Origin of the sequence: Pseudomonas sp. MWU16-30323 (genome assembly GCF_020515595.1) — a bacterium.
Lineage (GTDB): Bacteria > Pseudomonadota > Gammaproteobacteria > Pseudomonadales > Pseudomonadaceae > Aquipseudomonas > Aquipseudomonas yamanorum.
The window spans coordinates 123220-138637 of sequence record NZ_JAIWYM010000010.1 but is presented as its reverse complement, the minus strand read 5'-3'; the positions used below and the strand labels follow the sequence as shown (position 1 = coordinate 138637).

The window sequence follows — 15418 nt, the reverse complement described above, 5'->3', positions numbered from 1 at the left end:
GGCAAACGTCTGTATATGTATATACAAATAAACACACGACCGGGGTGCCTGAATCATGTCCGCTTTCTTTGCCGAACGCGCGCTGCTGCCTAATGGATGGGCCAACGATGTACGTCTTGAAGTCAGCGCCGATGGCCGGCTGACCCAGGTTGAGCCCAACGCCAGTGCAGACGGTGCCGAACGGCTCAGGGGCCCGGTGCTGGCGGGCATGCCGAACCTGCATTCCCACGCGTTCCAGCGGGCGATGGCCGGGCTGGCGGAAGTCGCCGGCAACCCGAATGACAGCTTCTGGACCTGGCGCGACCTGATGTACCGGATGGTTGGCAAGATCAGCCCCGACCAACTGCGGATCATCGCGCGCCAGCTGTATATCGAAATGCTCAAGGCCGGCTACACCTCGGTGGCCGAATTTCACTACGTGCACCACGACGTCAGCGGCCAACCCTATGCCGACCCTGCGGAGTTGTCGCGACAAATCAGCCAGGCCGCCGCCAGCAGCGGTATCGGCCTGACCTTGCTGCCGGTGCTCTACAGCCACTCCGGTTTCGGCGGCCAGGCGCCCAATGAAGGCCAGCGGCGCTTTATCAACAGCACCGAACATTACCTGAACCTGCAATCACGCCTGCAACCGATTCTGGCTGCGCAACCGGCGCAACAACTGGGCCTGTGCTTCCACTCACTGCGCGCGGTAACACCCCAACAGATCAGCGACGTGCTGGCCGCCAGCGACAAGACGTGCCCGGTGCATATCCATATCGCCGAGCAGCAAAAGGAAGTCGACGACTGCCTGGCCTGGAGCGGCCAGCGTCCGCTGCAATGGCTGTATGACCATGTTGAAGTGGATCAGCGCTGGTGCCTGGTGCATGCCACCCACGCCAACCCGGAAGAAGTGACGTTAATGGCCAAGAGCCGGGCGATTGCCGGGCTGTGCCTGACCACTGAAGCCAACCTGGGGGACGGGATTTTCCCGGCGGTGGACTTCCTGGCCCAGGGCGGGCGCATGGGGATTGGTTCCGACAGCCATGTATCGCTGAGCGTAGTGGAAGAATTGCGCTGGCTGGAATATGGGCAGCGGCTGCGGGACCAGCGACGCAACCGGCTGTATCGCAGCGATCAACCGATGGTCGGCCGTACGCTGTTCGATGCCGCGCTGGACGGTGGTGCCGAAGCGCTGGGGCAGCCGATTGGGCGCCTGGAAGTCGGCAAGCGTGCGGACTGGCTGGTGCTGGATGGCAACGATCCGTACCTGGCGACGGCAAACGAAGACGGGATTCTCAATCGCTGGCTGTTTGCCGGTGGTGATCGCCAGGTGCGCGATGTGCTGGTGAACGGCCAGTGGGTGATTCGCGACGGGCATCACGCCGCCGAAGAAGACAGCAGCCGGGCGTTTACCCAGGTTCTGCGGGATTTGCTGGGCTAACAGACAATACATAACAAAATGTGGGAGCTGCCTTGCCTGCGATAGCGATGGTGAATCCAACACCGCTATCGCAGGCAAGCCAGCTCCCACATTGGAACGATGGCGCTCTTGCGTTACTGAGAAGTCTTCGCCATCTGCTTGTCCGACGTACGCCAGATCAAGCGCGTGGTGTCATACCCCTGTTGTCGCGCCCTGCTCAGCAGGTCTTCGCGGGTGTCGGCGCTGACCGTCGGCGTGCGCGACAATAACCACATGTAGCGCCGGCTCGGGCTGCCGACAATGGCGGTCTTGTAGTCATCGCTGACGTACAGCACCCAGTAATCGCCCTTGGCCACGCCCGGCAACAGCGAGGTGAACCAGTTATTGAATTCAACCCACAGTTTGTCGGTCCTGCCGGCAACCTGCGGCGTGGCCGTGCCCTTGGCTTCTTGCCACTTCCACTCAGGCGTCAGGCAGCGGTTGAACACCGACATATTGCCGTCGGGCAACAGCGTGTAGCGGGCTTCGGACTGTGCGCAATTGCGCTGGAAGTACATCGGCAAACGGGCCAACTCATACCAGGTGCCCTGGTAACGCTTGAGGTTGACGCTGCCGACAGTCTTGGGTTGCAGATCATCGCCAGAATGGCTGGCGCAGCCCGCCAAAAACAGGCTGGCGCAGAGGTATAGAACGAAACGCATCATGTTGTTTTTCTCCCGCAGGCTTGCGCCCCGGTTTACTTCAGGCCTTGCCCGGAAAAAATCAGTACTTTGTCACCGGCGTATTGCACGCTGATAAAGCTGTTTTTATCGCCCCAGGTGCAACTGGACATACCCAGCGCGCCAGAACAATCAGTCGGCTTACCCAGCAACGACTCCACTTCGGCCTTGGGCATGCCGGCCGACAGTTTTGCGTAATTTTCTTGGGTGACCTTGCTGCAAGCGGCCAGAAGCACGCAAAACGACAACAGGGCGAGACGGCGTAACGACATGGAATAACTCCTGGAGAGACGAAGCAGCTTGGGGGTCTGCCAGAAGCTTAGAAGGGAAAAGAGGTGTCTGGTTCCCGACGAGGGAAAACAAAAAAGCCCCGAAAACGCTGAAACGTTTCGGGGCTCAGTCAAGCGAATGAAATCACTGTAGGAGCGAGCTTGCTCGCTCCTACAGGTAACCAGGCTTACGCCTTGTGGTAGCCGGTCACACGCTCAACTTCTTCCTTCGAACCCAGGAACACCGCCACACGCTGGTGCAGGCCTTCAGGCTGGATGTCGAGGATGCGCTGGTGGCCGTCGGTGGACGCACCGCCCGCCTGCTCAACCAGGAACGACATCGGGTTGGCTTCGTACATCAGGCGCAGTTTGCCCGGCTTGGACGGCTCGCGGCTGTCACGTGGGTACATGAACAAGCCACCACGGGTCAGGATGCGGTGCACGTCGGCGACCATCGCAGCCACCCAGCGCATGTTGAAGTTCTTCTTCAACGGACCTTCTTCGCCTGCCATCAACTCACCCACATAGCGGGTAACCGGCTCTTCCCAGTGGCGCTGGTTGGACATGTTGATCGCAAATTCCTGGGTGGACGCAGGAATGGTGATGTCTTCGTGGGTGAGCACGAAGCTGCCCATTTCACGGTCCAGGGTGAAGCCTTTGACGCCGTCGCCCAGTGTCAGTACCAACATGGTCTGTGGGCCGTAGATCGCGTAACCGGCAGCGACCTGCTGGGTACCTGGCTGCAGGAAGGCCTTTTCGTTCAGGGCTTCGTTCTGGCTCAGGTATTCGTTCGGGCAACGCAGTACCGAGAAGATGGTGCCAACCGGCGCGTTGATGTCGATGTTCGACGAACCATCCAATGGGTCGAATACCAGCAGGTAGGCGCCTTTCGGGTATTTGCCCGGGATCTGGTAGGCATTGTCCATTTCTTCGGACGCCATGCCGGCCAGGTGACCGCCCCATTCGTTGGCTTCCAGCAGGATTTCGTTGGAAATCACGTCGAGCTTCTTCTGCACTTCGCCTTGTACGTTTTCAGTGCCCATGCTGCCCAGGACACCACCCAACGCGCCTTTGGAGACGGCGTGGCTGATTTCCTTGCAAGCACGCGCCACCACTTCGATAAGGAAGCGCAGATCGGCAGGCGTGTTGTTGCTGCGGGTCTGCTCGATCAAATAGCGACTCAGGGTAACGCGGGACATGGAAGGCTCCGGAAAGTGGGGGCTAAAAACCCGCGCAGTTTAACGCGAGTCGGGGCGTATTTCCTCCTATCAGAGGATTTAAACCCAATAGAGTTCATGGACTTTATTTAACGTGCCACCGGCGGCTTGCGCAGCAAACTGTAGGCCATGGCTCCGAGTGCCGCCACACCGAGCAGCAGCACGGCCCAAAGACCGAGCTTTTTCCAGTTCGGCCCGGCATCGACAGGGGTCGCAACCGCAGGCGAACTCACCACCGCTTCGCCCGCCACGTTGGCCTGCCCAAGCGCGGCGAAGCGTTCAGCGCTGTAATCCGGGATCAACGTTGACAGCGGCAAATTCGCACCTTTCACCGACGGATTGCCCAATGCCAAGGTGAACGGTGGTTCGCCCCGCGCCAGGAACACCAACTGGGTGGCCCGCACCGCAAAGCTCAAGGTCGGGGCCTCAACACCCAGGCCACCGCCGCGCTCGTCCACATCAAGCTTGAGCTGGGCAACAGCCTGGCCTGGCAGCTGTAATTCATTCTGCAAAACGTCCTGGCCATTTTGCGTCAGCCGGTAGAGCAAGCCGCTGCTCAGGGGCTGCCAGGCCTGATTGCTCTCTCGGCGGCCCGACAGAGTGACGGGTGCAAGGCTGTTGGGTTGGCTCAGGTCGATGCGCAAGCGTTCGACATTCAGTGCGCTGGGCAACTGCCAGCTGTATTCCCCGGCCTTGAGACGGCTGCCCGACAACGGCTGCGACCACACCAGCGGCAACGGCAGGCTATGGGCGCTGACACTCTCCACCTGCGCCGACGTCAGTGCCGGTGCGGCCTGGCCTTTCCAGAGCAGACGCAGGTAACGCGCCGACTGCCCCGGTAAACTCACTTCGTGCTGCTCGACCCGCTCATCGGCAAACGACAGTCTCGCCACCTGCCCTTCGCCCCAGGCGCGCCAGTGCTGCAAGTCATCACTGGCTTCGATGCTGAAGCGCTGGAAGCCGTCGCGCTCGCTGGTCCAATCGAGGATCAGTTGCTGCAACGGCGCCTTGATCCCACTGGCGTCGAGCAACCAGCCGCGCAGGACCTCTTCGCCGGCCTCCAATTGGCTAGGCGGCTGCACTTGCACCAACGTGCCGGTGGACGTGGATTGCACACGCACGCTGGGCACGGCTTCAGCGGAGTCGGCCGCGGCGTACAACGGGAACCACTTCACGTTGGACAGGCTACGGCTTTCGGTGCTTTGCGCCGACTGCCGCGCCAGCGCGTAGGCCTGGGGTTCGCCGGCTGCGTTGAACACCCGCACATCGCTCAGGTCGGCCTGACGGGCACTCAATTGCACCGCCAGCGGCAGCTCCAGGCGGTACCACGGGCCTTCGCCGCTGACCGTCAGCGGTACCCGCGTGGTGAAATCGGCGGGCGTTTCCTGACCCCACGCCGAGAACGTTGTGCACAACCCCAACAGCGCCACACTCAGCTTGCCCATCAAGAGGCCACTCCTTCAGTTTCAACCACCGGCTCGGCGCGCTTGGGCGGCAGCGGGGCGAAATAGCCCACCACCAGCAACAGCCCGCCCACACCGATAAACGATACGATCCGCGCCAGCCCGCCACGGTTGCTCAATTCGACGAAAAACAATTTGGCGACCACCAGGGCAATCAACGCCGCACCGATCAGCCACACCTCTCGCCGATGACGCAGATGGCCGCCGATCATCAGGCTCAAGGCAATCAAGGTCCAGACGATCGACAACCCGGCCTGCACCAGCATCGACTCCAACAGCGCATCCGGATGGAACGGCACGCCGGCCCAATGGTGAGCCGTGCGCATCACCAGCGCGGTGAAGAAGGCGAACAACGAGACACCGGCGACCGCCTGGGCGACCAGCTCGGCGCGCGGCCCGCGTTCTGGTGCGGCACTGCGAGACCACAGGTACACACCCAGCAGTGCGAACAACAATCCCAGATCCAAGGGGTTAAGCAGCGGTACATACGGCAGCGGCTCGGCGGTGCCGTCACTGAAGATATTCGCCAGCCAGAACCAGCCGAGCATCAGCACCGCCAGCGGCAGCGCGGCATACAATCGGTACTCGCGTGGGTACGCCGACACCGGCCACGGCCAACGGCGCGGCGCAGCGGCCAGCACCAGGTACAGGCTCGGCAGAATCGCCCAGCCCAGCCAGCGCCAGGCGTTGTATTCCTCGGACAGCAGCAACAGGCCGTAGCGCAACTCCAGCGCCAGCACGCCGATCAGCAGCCAGCAACCGAGCACGTGCGCGGCGCCCAGGGCTTTTTGCGGGATGACCAACGCCAGGCGCCGCAGCGACACGAAGTGCACCGCAAACACCGCCGCCCACGCCAGCCAGGCGAAGTTCGCCGCCGGGTGATAACGCGAGCCCCACGCACCCAGCAACACCACGCCCGCCGCCGGCATCAACAGCGTGCACAGCAAGCCCAGCGACGCCCATTGCAGCCGCAAGGCCAATACGGCCCAGATCGCCACACTCACCGCCGCCACCGCCAACAGCCAGGTGCCTTGCAGCATCGACGGCGCAAAACGCAGCACTTCACTGACCAACGCCAGCGTCCACCAGCCCGCGCCCCACACCAGCAGCACGTCGGACAGCCGCTGCAAACTCAGCGCTTCGAACACCGGTGCATGCGGCCGGCGCTGCAAGCGCCAGGCACCGACCAGTGCTGCCAGCCCGAGCACCATCGGCGTCCAGAAACCGCTATGGCCCAAAGGACGCAAACCCTCGCTGGTCAGCGGCCCGAGCAGGTCCGGCACCGCGATCAGGAACGAAGCGCCACCGATCACCTGCAGCAACAACCCGAACACAAAACTGACGCGCTGTTGCAGATACAGGCTCAGCCAGATGATCAACAAGCCGCTGGCCGCCCACACGCCGCTGGCGGTCTCCCATGGCAGCACAAACAGCACCGCGAGGTTGATCAGCACCAGTCCGGCCAACAGCACCACCGACAGGCCACGCAACAACCGCACATCGCTGCGCACCAGGGTGTCCCGCGCGGCCAGCAGCATGCCGCCGATCAACGCCAGGCCAATCAGCGAAGCCGTGAGCAGCCCGCTCCAACCCGCACTGAACACCGCGCCGGAATCGGCGCCCGTCCGCAACCGCAGCAGGAACAGCGCCCCACCCAGCAGTTGCACGGCAAATGCGGTGAAGAGGAACGTGCGCGAGCCGATGCGTAGACCGACCAGCAAAGTCGCAAGGCCCGCAAGCGCCCAGCTGATGGCGGTGCCTTGGGTCGACAGCAGCAGCGGCGCAAGCAGGTACAAGAAACCCAGGCCGACGCTGGCCAACACTGGCAAGCCACGACGCTCCCACTGCGCCGCTTGCTCCACCGGCGCCTTGCGCAACTGGAAGAAACTGAACAGCAACGCCGCACCCAGCAACAACGCACCCAACGGTGCGCCATCCAACAGACTGGTCTCGCCCACCCGCAATTCGCTGAGGAACGCCAGCGCCGAGCCGACTTGCAACAGCAAGCCAAACGCCCGCGCCAACGGCCGTTGCTGGCGCAGGCCAAGCCAGAATATCCCGGCGCCTTCCACGGCCCAGGCCGCCGCCGTCCAGCGTGCATCGAGGCCCAGGGGAATCGCCAGGCTGGCAAAGATCACACCCAGCGCCAGGCAGGTTTCCGCCAGCAGCAAGGCGCGACCGCCGCTCAACAAACGGGCCAGGCCCATGTAGATAATGCCCAGGGCCAGCGCGCTGAACGCGGCGGCAAACTCCAGGTGCTGCACCAGCGCAAACTGCAGCCCGAAACCCACCAGCGGCGGACCGAACAGCATGCTGCCGTCGACATAGTCGCCCTTGGCCGCCGACCAACGCAGCAGCGCGCCACGGCTGTCATCGTCCGGCGCGTCGCGCATCTCCAGCAACTTGCGCCGGGCGAACAACAGGCCGATGCCCAGGTACATCAGGAAAAACACAATCAGGAACGGCTCGGTGCTCCACAGCAACTCCGGCGTATAAGAGCGCATGCCCCAGGCGAAGCCGATACCGAAGGTGCCGACAAAGCCGATCAGGTTGAGCAGGCGCCAGGCCTTGAACCAGGCGATGGCGAGAATGCCCGCGTTGAGCAGGGCGAAGTAACTGAACAGCGCCACATGATTGCCAGCGCCGGTAGACGTAAGAATAGGTGCGGCAAAACCGCCGAGGGCGGCGGCGCAGGCCAGGCCGAGGGCGTCCTGGGTAATCGCCAGGATCGCCGAGAACACCGTGACAGCCACCAGCAAGCCAAGGGCTGCACCGGGATCAAGCAGCGGATGCAGGCGCATCGCGGCGAACACCGTCAGGTACAGCACGGCAATACCGGTGCCTTGCAGCATCAACCCGTAATTGCTGTTGCGCAGCCGCAGCCACCAACCCAGCCCCAGCAAGGCCAACGCACAGCCGGCAACACCGGCATAACGCAGCTCGATCGGCACCACCATGCCTTCAGTGGCATAACGCAGCAGGAAAGCCAGGCCGAGGAACAACAGCACCACGCCGACCCGCAGCACGGTGTTGCCACCGAACAGCCAGTTGCGGGCACCGCTGATGGCACGTTCGATGAAGTTGGGCCCGTGAGGTACCGCAGGTGTGGCGGGTTGCTCAGGGATGCTGTCGCTCGGCTCAGCCCTCCACACGTCAGCCGGCAATGGCTGGCTGGGCTCGGCCGCCACGGTTGCGTAGGCCGGTTCCAGTTCAGCGGGTAACTCCCAGACGAGTTCGGGCGGCGCCGCTACCGGCAGCGGCTCTTCGACAAAGACAGGTTCAGGGGCTTCAACGGCGGCAGGCCTTTCCAGCAGGGCCAGGCGTTGCTCGACCACCTTCAGGGCGTTCCGGGCAGACTCCAGCTGACGGCCTTGCTCCTCCGTACGCGAGGCGAGCATCGACAGGCGAATCGCCTGGCCAATGCCCAAACCGAGCAGCGCACCAATGCCCGCATCACTGAACGACTCATCGAGCGTCCAGCCGAGCACCAGGCCAATCAGCATGAAAATCCATTGCATAGTCGATATCCCTAAGCAGCCCGAAGCGGGCGGAACCGGCGCTTAGTATATCGACAAGGCCCAACACAGGTTGGGCCTTGGGGCACAGATTAAGAAAAACTCAGTCCAGAGCTTTCCAGATCTCCGTCGCATACTCCCGGATGGTCCGGTCCGACGAGAACCACCCCATGCGCGCGGTATTGAGCACCGCCGAGCGCCACCATGCCTTGGAGTCGTGCCAGTGGGCTTCGACCCGCGCCTGGGCATCCCAGTAGGAATCAAAGTCGGCACAGACCAGGAAGCGGTCGTAGTCGATCAGCGAATCCACCAACCCGGCATAACGGCCCGGATCATCCGGCGAGAACACCCCGCCGCGAATCGCTTGCAGTACGTCATTCAAGCGATGAGACGCGGCAACGTCTGGCCCGGCATTGAACTCTCCGGCATGCTTGCGCGCTTCCACCTGCTCGGCACTCAGGCCGAAGATGAACATGTGATCGGCGCCCACGCGCTCGTGCATCTCGACGTTGGCACCGTCCATGGTGCCGATGGTCAGCGCACCGTTGAGGCCGAATTTCATGTTGCTGGTGCCCGACGCTTCAAAGCCGGCAGTGGAAATCTGCTCCGACAGGTCGGCCGCCGGAATGATGCTTTCTGCCAGGCTGACGTTGTAGTTGGGCAGGAACACCACCTTGAGCAAACCGCGCACGGTAGGGTCGTTGTTGACGGTGCGGGCGATATCGTTGGTCAGCTTGATGATCAGCTTGGCCTGGTGATAGCTGGCCGCCGCCTTACCGGCGAAGATCTTCACTCGAGGCACCCAGTCGGTGCCTGGCTCGGCACGGATCGCCTGGTACAGCGCGACGGTGTGCAGCAGGTTCAACAGCTGGCGCTTGTACTCGTGGATCCGCTTGACCTGCACATCGAACATCGCCGCCGGGTTGACCGAAACCCCCAGGCGCTCGTGGATGATGTCGGCCAGTGCCCGCTTACTGTGCAGACGCTGTTCGGCGAAGGCTTTGCGGAACGCTTGCTTCTCGGCAAAGGTTTCCAGCTCAACCAGACGGGTTTCGGTGTTGTCGAGAATATCCGGGCCCAGCGCTTCCACCAGCATCGCGGTGAGTTTTGGATTCGCCTGGAACAACCAGCGGCGAAACGTAATGCCGTTGGTTTTGTTATTGATGCGGTCCGGGTAGAGCTTGTGCAGTTCGGAGAACACCGTGCTGCGCATCAGTTGGGTGTGCAGGCCGGACACGCCGTTGACGCTGTGGGAGCCGAGGAACGCCAGGTTGCCCATGCGTACGCGGCGGCCGTTGTCTTCTTCGATCAGCGAAACGGCGCGCAGGACGTCGAAGTCGTGAATGCCTTTGGCCCGCAGCGAGTCGATGTGCCGGGCATTGATCAGGTAGATGATCTGCATGTGCCGCGGCAGCATGCGCTCCATCAGGCCGACCGGCCAGGTTTCCAAAGCCTCGGGGAGCAAGGTGTGGTTGGTGTACGACAGGGTTTCGACGGTGACGTCCCAGGCGGCATCCCACGGGATGTCGTGCAGGTCCACCAACTGGCGCATCAACTCGGCCACCGCAATCGACGGGTGCGTGTCGTTGAGCTGGATGGCCGCGTGTTCACCCAGGCTCAACACCGAGCCATGCATGTTCTTGTGGCGACGCAGCAAATCCTGCAGCGAGGCGGAGACGAAGAAGTACTCCTGGCGCAGGCGCAGTTCCTGCCCTGCTTCGGTGCTGTCGGCCGGGTAAAGCACTCGGGAGATGCTTTCGGCGCGGGCCACTTCGGCGACGGCGCCCAAGTGGTCGCCGGCGTTGAAGCGCTCCAGGTGCAGGTCTTCCACCGCCCGGGCACGCCACAGGCGCAAGGTGTTGACGCTTGCGCCGCGCCAGCCGACCACCGGGGTGTCATACGCTACCGCACGTACGGTTTCATTCGGTGACCACACCTGGATCGACTTGCCGGACGCGTCCAGCACGGTTTCCACACCACCGCCAAAACCGATCGGGTAGATCACTTCGGCGCGCTCGAACTCCCAGGGGTTGCCGAAATCCAGCCAGCGTTCGGTCTGTTCCTGCTGCCAGCCGTCGACAATTGCCTGGCGGAACAGCCCATGCTCATAACGAATGCCATAGCCGTGACCGGCAATGCCCAGGGTCGACATGCTTTCCATAAAGCACGCCGCCAGGCGGCCGAGGCCACCGTTGCCCAGGGCCGCGTCGGGCTCCAGCAGGCGAATGCGCTCCATGTCCACACCGAGCTCGCTCATGGCCTCACGGGCCACGTCCAGCAAGCCGAGGTTGCTCAGGCTGTCGTAGAGCAGACGGCCGATCAGGAATTCCAGCGAGAGGTAATAGACCCGCTTCTGTCCCTTGCGGTAGATGTGTCGCGTGTGGTCCATCCAGTGGTCGACCATGTGGTCGCGGGCGGCCAGTGCGATAGCTTCGAACCAGTCGTGGTCGAAGGCATGATCGGGGTCCTTGCCCACCGCGTAGGTCAGTTTGGTCAAGACGGCATCGCGAAATGCGGCTACCTCTGCTTCACGTACAAGCGGTTCCTGAGACATCGATGCGACCTCGGGCGAGATAGAAGGAGTTGCTAGAGCCTAGACGGTCTGACAGACGGTAGACGCTCTGGTTCGGCAGTTTTTTAACTCATTCACCTTTGCGGGAAATTGATGCAGGGGCCGTGCCCGTTTGTGGCCCGTCACAGCCTTCGAGCTGAAACCTGGAAGATATTGTTCAAAAAACCACCAGTTCCGGTATGATCCCGCGCCGGATAACACCCCTCTTGGAAACCTGATGAAGCCTCAACTGATCGCCGCCGCGGAACTCGACCGTCTCGAGACCTGGCAGAAATACTCAAGCCATATGTGTGGCGGCTGTGTGTCGAGCTGCTGCACCCTGCCGGTTGAGGTGAAGATCAAGGACCTGATCCGCATCGGCATCGTCGATGAATTCGAGCGTGGCGACCCACCGAAGAACATCGCCAAGCGCTTGCAGAAGGAAGGCATCGTCGAGCGCTTCAACGCCAAATCCGAGATCTTTACCCTGCAGCGCATGAGCAACAACGATTGCCTGTACCTGGATCGTAAGAGCCGCTTCTGCACTATTTATGACAAGCGCCCGGATACTTGCCGCAATCACCCGAAAATCGGACCGCGGCCGGGGTATTGCGCGTACAAGCCGAAGGAAGTGGTGCGCGAGACCAAATTCAAGACCCTCGACAAGTTCTGATCCAGATTTTTGTGGGGTCCTTGAGGGCCCTATCGCAGGCAAGCCAGCTCCCACAGTTGAATGTGTTCACCTATCAAAATGTGGGAGCCGGGCTTGCCCGCGATGAGGCCGTTGCAGTCACTACAGATATTGCAGGCATAAAAAAACGCCCCCGGCCTTTCGACCGGGGGCGTTTTTCATTCAGCCTGAGTTAACTCAGTTCTTGGCTTTCTTGGCAGCGCGGGTACGCTCGCCTTCGTCCAGGATCTTCTTACGCAGGCGGATCGACTTAGGCGTGACTTCGCACAGCTCGTCGTCCTGGATGAATTCCAGGGCCTGTTCCAGGGTGAAGCGAACAGGTGGAACCAGAGCGATGGTTTCGTCTTTACCCGAAGCACGCATGTTGTCGAGCTTCTTGCCTTTGGTTGGGTTGACGCCCATATCGTTGTCACGGCTGTTCAGACCAACGATCTGACCGTTGTAGATCTCTTGACCGTGCTCAACGAACAGCTTGCCACGCGCCTGGAGGGTTTCCAGGGAGTAGGTCAGCGCCTTGCCGGTTTCTACCGATACCAGAACACCGTTCTGACGACCGGACATGTCGCCGGACTTCATGGTGTCGTAGCGATCAAAGATCGAGGTCAGGATGCCAGCACCGTTGGTCAGGGTCAGGAACTGGTTACGGAAACCGATCAGACCACGCGCAGGGATGTTGTATTCCAGACGCACACGGCCTTTGCCATCCGGCACCATGTTGGTCAGGTCGCCCTTACGCAGGCCCATCTCTTCCATGACCTTGCCCTGGGATTCTTCAGGGGTGTCGATGGTGACGTTTTCAAACGGTTCCTGCTTCACGCCGTCAACCTGACGGATGATCACTTCAGGACGACCAACGCCCATTTCGAAGCCTTCGCGACGCATGGTTTCGATCAGTACCGAGAGGTGCAGCTCACCACGGCCGGAAACCTTGAACTTGTCAGCCGAGTCGCCTTCTTCAACGCGCAGAGCAACGTTGTACAGCAGCTCTTTGTCCAGACGTTCCTTGATGTTACGGGAAGTCACGAACTTGCCTTCTTTACCGCAGAAAGGCGAGTCGTTTACCTGGAAGGTCATGGAAACGGTTGGCTCGTCAACGGTCAGAGGCTTCATCGCCTCGACGGTGTCCGGCTGGCACAGGGTGTCGGAGATGAACAGCGAGTCCATACCGCTCACGCACACGATGTCACCGGCAAACGCTTCTTCAACGTCGATGCGGTGCAGGCCGTGGTGACCCATCAGCTTCAGGATACGACCGTTGCGTTTCTTGCCGTCGGCGCCAATGGCGACAACCGGGGTGTTCGGCTTGACGCTACCACGAGCGATACGGCCAACGCCGATAACACCCAGGAAGCTGTTGTAGTCCAGTGCCGAGATTTGCATCTGGAACGGGCCTTCACGGTCAACCTTCGGTGGTGGAACGTGGTCAACGATTGCCTGGTACAGCGGGGTCATGTCTTCCGCCATGGCGGTGTGTTCCAGGCCGGCAATACCGTTCAGGGCAGAGGCGTAGATCACCTGGAAATCCAGCTGTTCTTCGGTAGCACCCAGGTTGTCGAACAGGTCGAAGATCTGATCCAGAACCCAGTCCGGACGCGCGCCTGGACGGTCAACCTTGTTGATGCACACGATCGGACGCAGGCCGGCTTCGAAAGCCTTCTTGGTCACGAAACGGGTTTGCGGCATAGGGCCGTCTTGAGCGTCAACCAGCAGCAGAACGGAGTCAACCATCGACATTACGCGTTCAACTTCGCCGCCGAAGTCGGCGTGGCCCGGGGTGTCCACGATGTTGATGTGGTAGCCGTTCCAGTTGATGGCGGTATTTTTCGCCAGAATGGTAATACCGCGCTCTTTCTCCTGGTCGTTGGAGTCCATCACGCGTTCGTCGTTGAGCTCGTTGCGCTCCAGGGTGCCGGATTGACGCAAGAGTTTGTCTACCAGGGTGGTCTTACCATGGTCAACGTGAGCAATGATGGCGATGTTGCGTAGATTTTCGATCACTTGTGTATCTCGATCAGAGGATTCGGTGTGCTGACAGGTCGTGGCAGCGATTAACAGTAGAGTCAGGCCTTGCCGTTACAGCTTGACGGCAGAGTCGGGGGGCCGGTGACGCAGGCCACAGGCAAACAGCCCCGGGCTCTTAGCTCGGTCGATAAACGCGCACATTGGCATGCCCCTCACTGAGCAAATGGTGGGCATGCAGGCGACTCATCACGCCTTTGTCGCAATACAACAGGTACTGACGGCTGTCATCCAGTTCCTTGAAACGCGCATTCAGTGCATAGAACGGCAGCGTTTGTACGTCGATGCCAGCAATTTCCAGCGGCTCGTCTTCAGCGGCATCCGGGTGACGGATGTCGATGATGATCTGACCGGCCAGAGCCTCGCTGACTTCTTCGATCTGCAAATCCTGGCCCAATTCGTCGATAACCCGATCGATCGGCACCAGTTTGGCGTTCTCAAGCGCTCGCTCGAGCACCGCCATGTCGAACTGTTGTTCTTCGTACTCCACGCGGTTGCGTTTGGCGTGGGTCTTGGGGTTCACCGAGATGACCCCGCAATATTCCGGCATGTGCCTGGCGAAATCCGCCGTGCCGATCTGGGTCGCCAGGTCGATGATGTCTTGCTTGTGACTGGCGATCAGCGGGCGCAATACCAGCTTCTCGGTCACAGAGTCGATCAACGACAGGTTCGGCAGGGTCTGGCTGGACACCTGGGAAATCGCTTCACCGGTGACCAGTGCGTCGATTTCCAGCCGATCCGCGATTCGGGACGCAGCGCGCAACATCATACGCTTCAATACTACGCCCATATGACTGTTATCGACTTTCCCGAGAATTTCTCCCAGGACTTCCTCGAACGGTACGCTGACAAACAGCACCCGTTGGGAGCTGCCGTACTTCTTCCAGATGTAATGCGCGACTTCCATCACGCCCAATTCGTGTGCACGTCCGCCCAGGTTAAAGAAGCAGAAGTGGCTCATCAGCCCGCGGCGCATGATCTGGTAGGCCGCGACGGTGGAATCGAAACCGCCGGACATCAAGACCAGGGTCTGTTCCAGGGCACCCAGCGGGTAGCCGCCGATGCTGTCGTGCTGGCTGTGGATCACAAACAACCGTTGGTCGCGAATTTCCATCCGCACTTCAATTTGCGGCGCTTTCAGGGAAATTCCGGCGGCGCCGCACTCGCGACGCAGCTTGCTGCCCACGTATTTTTCGACATCCATGGAGCTGAACGGGTGCTTGCCGGCGCGTTTGCAACGCACCGAAAAAACCTTGCCCGCCAGCACATCGCCGTAGTGCTGTTTGCACTTTTCGGTGATGTCGTCGAAGTCACCCAACGGGTACTCGTCGACCTGCAGGAAATGCGCGATGCCCGGCACGCAGCTCAGGCGCTCGGTCATGTCCTTCAAGGCCTTGGGGTCTGTGAGGCGGGTTTCCAGCTCGAGATTGTCCCACACACCGCTCACCACCACCGCCGGGTCCAGATCGCGGAGCACGGCACGGATGTTCTTGGCCAATTGACGGATGAAACGCATCCGTACCGGTCGGCTCTTGATGGTGATCTCGGGGAAGACTTTAACGATTAATTTCATGA

At 61.1% G+C, this 15418-nt stretch carries 10 protein-coding genes; 2 read left to right on the top strand and 8 right to left on the bottom strand.

Annotated features, from left to right (window positions below; translation table 11 throughout):
* The first annotated feature begins 55 nt into the window (after window positions 1-55).
* Window positions 56-1420 carry a formimidoylglutamate deiminase gene (locus tag LIY45_RS14560; RefSeq protein ID WP_226476735.1) on the top strand — a complete coding sequence of 455 codons (1365 nt, stop codon included), beginning with the start codon at window positions 56-58 and terminating at the stop codon, window positions 1418-1420.
* 113 nt (window positions 1421-1533) lie between these two features.
* Here the strand turns inward: LIY45_RS14560 and LIY45_RS14555 are convergent, their stop codons facing one another.
* From LIY45_RS14555 to LIY45_RS14530, 6 genes are all read right to left on the bottom strand, one after another.
* Complete coding sequence (locus LIY45_RS14555) at window positions 1534-2103, bottom strand: lipocalin family protein (RefSeq protein WP_017478186.1); 570 nt, start codon at window positions 2101-2103, stop codon at window positions 1534-1536.
* Window positions 2104-2135: 32 nt separating this feature from the next.
* Window positions 2136-2390, bottom strand: coding sequence for a hypothetical protein (locus tag LIY45_RS14550; protein ID WP_003217986.1), 255 nt, complete (start codon window positions 2388-2390; stop codon window positions 2136-2138).
* A 185-nt stretch (window positions 2391-2575) separates the two neighbouring features.
* Entirely contained in the window at window positions 2576-3586 is a 1011-nt protein-coding gene (locus LIY45_RS14545; protein ID WP_017478185.1) for a class 1 fructose-bisphosphatase, read from the bottom strand.
* A gap of 107 nt (window positions 3587-3693) precedes the next feature.
* Window positions 3694-5049 carry a DUF3999 domain-containing protein gene (locus LIY45_RS14540; RefSeq protein ID WP_017478184.1) on the bottom strand — a complete coding sequence of 452 codons (1356 nt, stop codon included), beginning with the start codon at window positions 5047-5049 and terminating at the stop codon, window positions 3694-3696.
* Complete coding sequence (locus tag LIY45_RS14535; protein WP_226476734.1) at window positions 5049-8585, bottom strand: DUF2339 domain-containing protein; 3537 nt, start codon at window positions 8583-8585, stop codon at window positions 5049-5051. The genes LIY45_RS14540 and LIY45_RS14535 overlap by 1 nt, the downstream gene beginning before the upstream one ends.
* Before the next feature lie 100 nt (window positions 8586-8685).
* A complete protein-coding gene (locus LIY45_RS14530) occupies window positions 8686-11136 on the bottom strand; it encodes a glycogen/starch/alpha-glucan phosphorylase (RefSeq protein WP_226476733.1) in 2451 nt (816 codons plus the stop codon).
* Between the two features lie 235 nt (window positions 11137-11371).
* Here LIY45_RS14530 and LIY45_RS14525 point away from each other — a divergent pair, with 235 nt between their 5' ends.
* Window positions 11372-11806: a YkgJ family cysteine cluster protein gene (locus tag LIY45_RS14525; RefSeq protein WP_017478181.1), complete on the top strand. Its 435-nt coding sequence runs from the start codon at window positions 11372-11374 to the stop codon at window positions 11804-11806.
* Window positions 11807-12001: 195 nt separating this feature from the next.
* Here the strand turns inward: LIY45_RS14525 and typA are convergent, their stop codons facing one another.
* Both typA and thiI read right to left on the bottom strand, forming a co-directional pair.
* Window positions 12002-13822: a translational GTPase TypA gene (gene typA / locus LIY45_RS14520; RefSeq protein WP_017478180.1), complete on the bottom strand. Its 1821-nt coding sequence runs from the start codon at window positions 13820-13822 to the stop codon at window positions 12002-12004.
* Window positions 13823-13961: 139 nt separating this feature from the next.
* Window positions 13962-15416, bottom strand: coding sequence for a tRNA uracil 4-sulfurtransferase ThiI (gene thiI, locus LIY45_RS14515; RefSeq protein WP_026078056.1), 1455 nt, complete (start codon window positions 15414-15416; stop codon window positions 13962-13964).
* Window positions 15417-15418 lie beyond the last annotated feature (2 nt).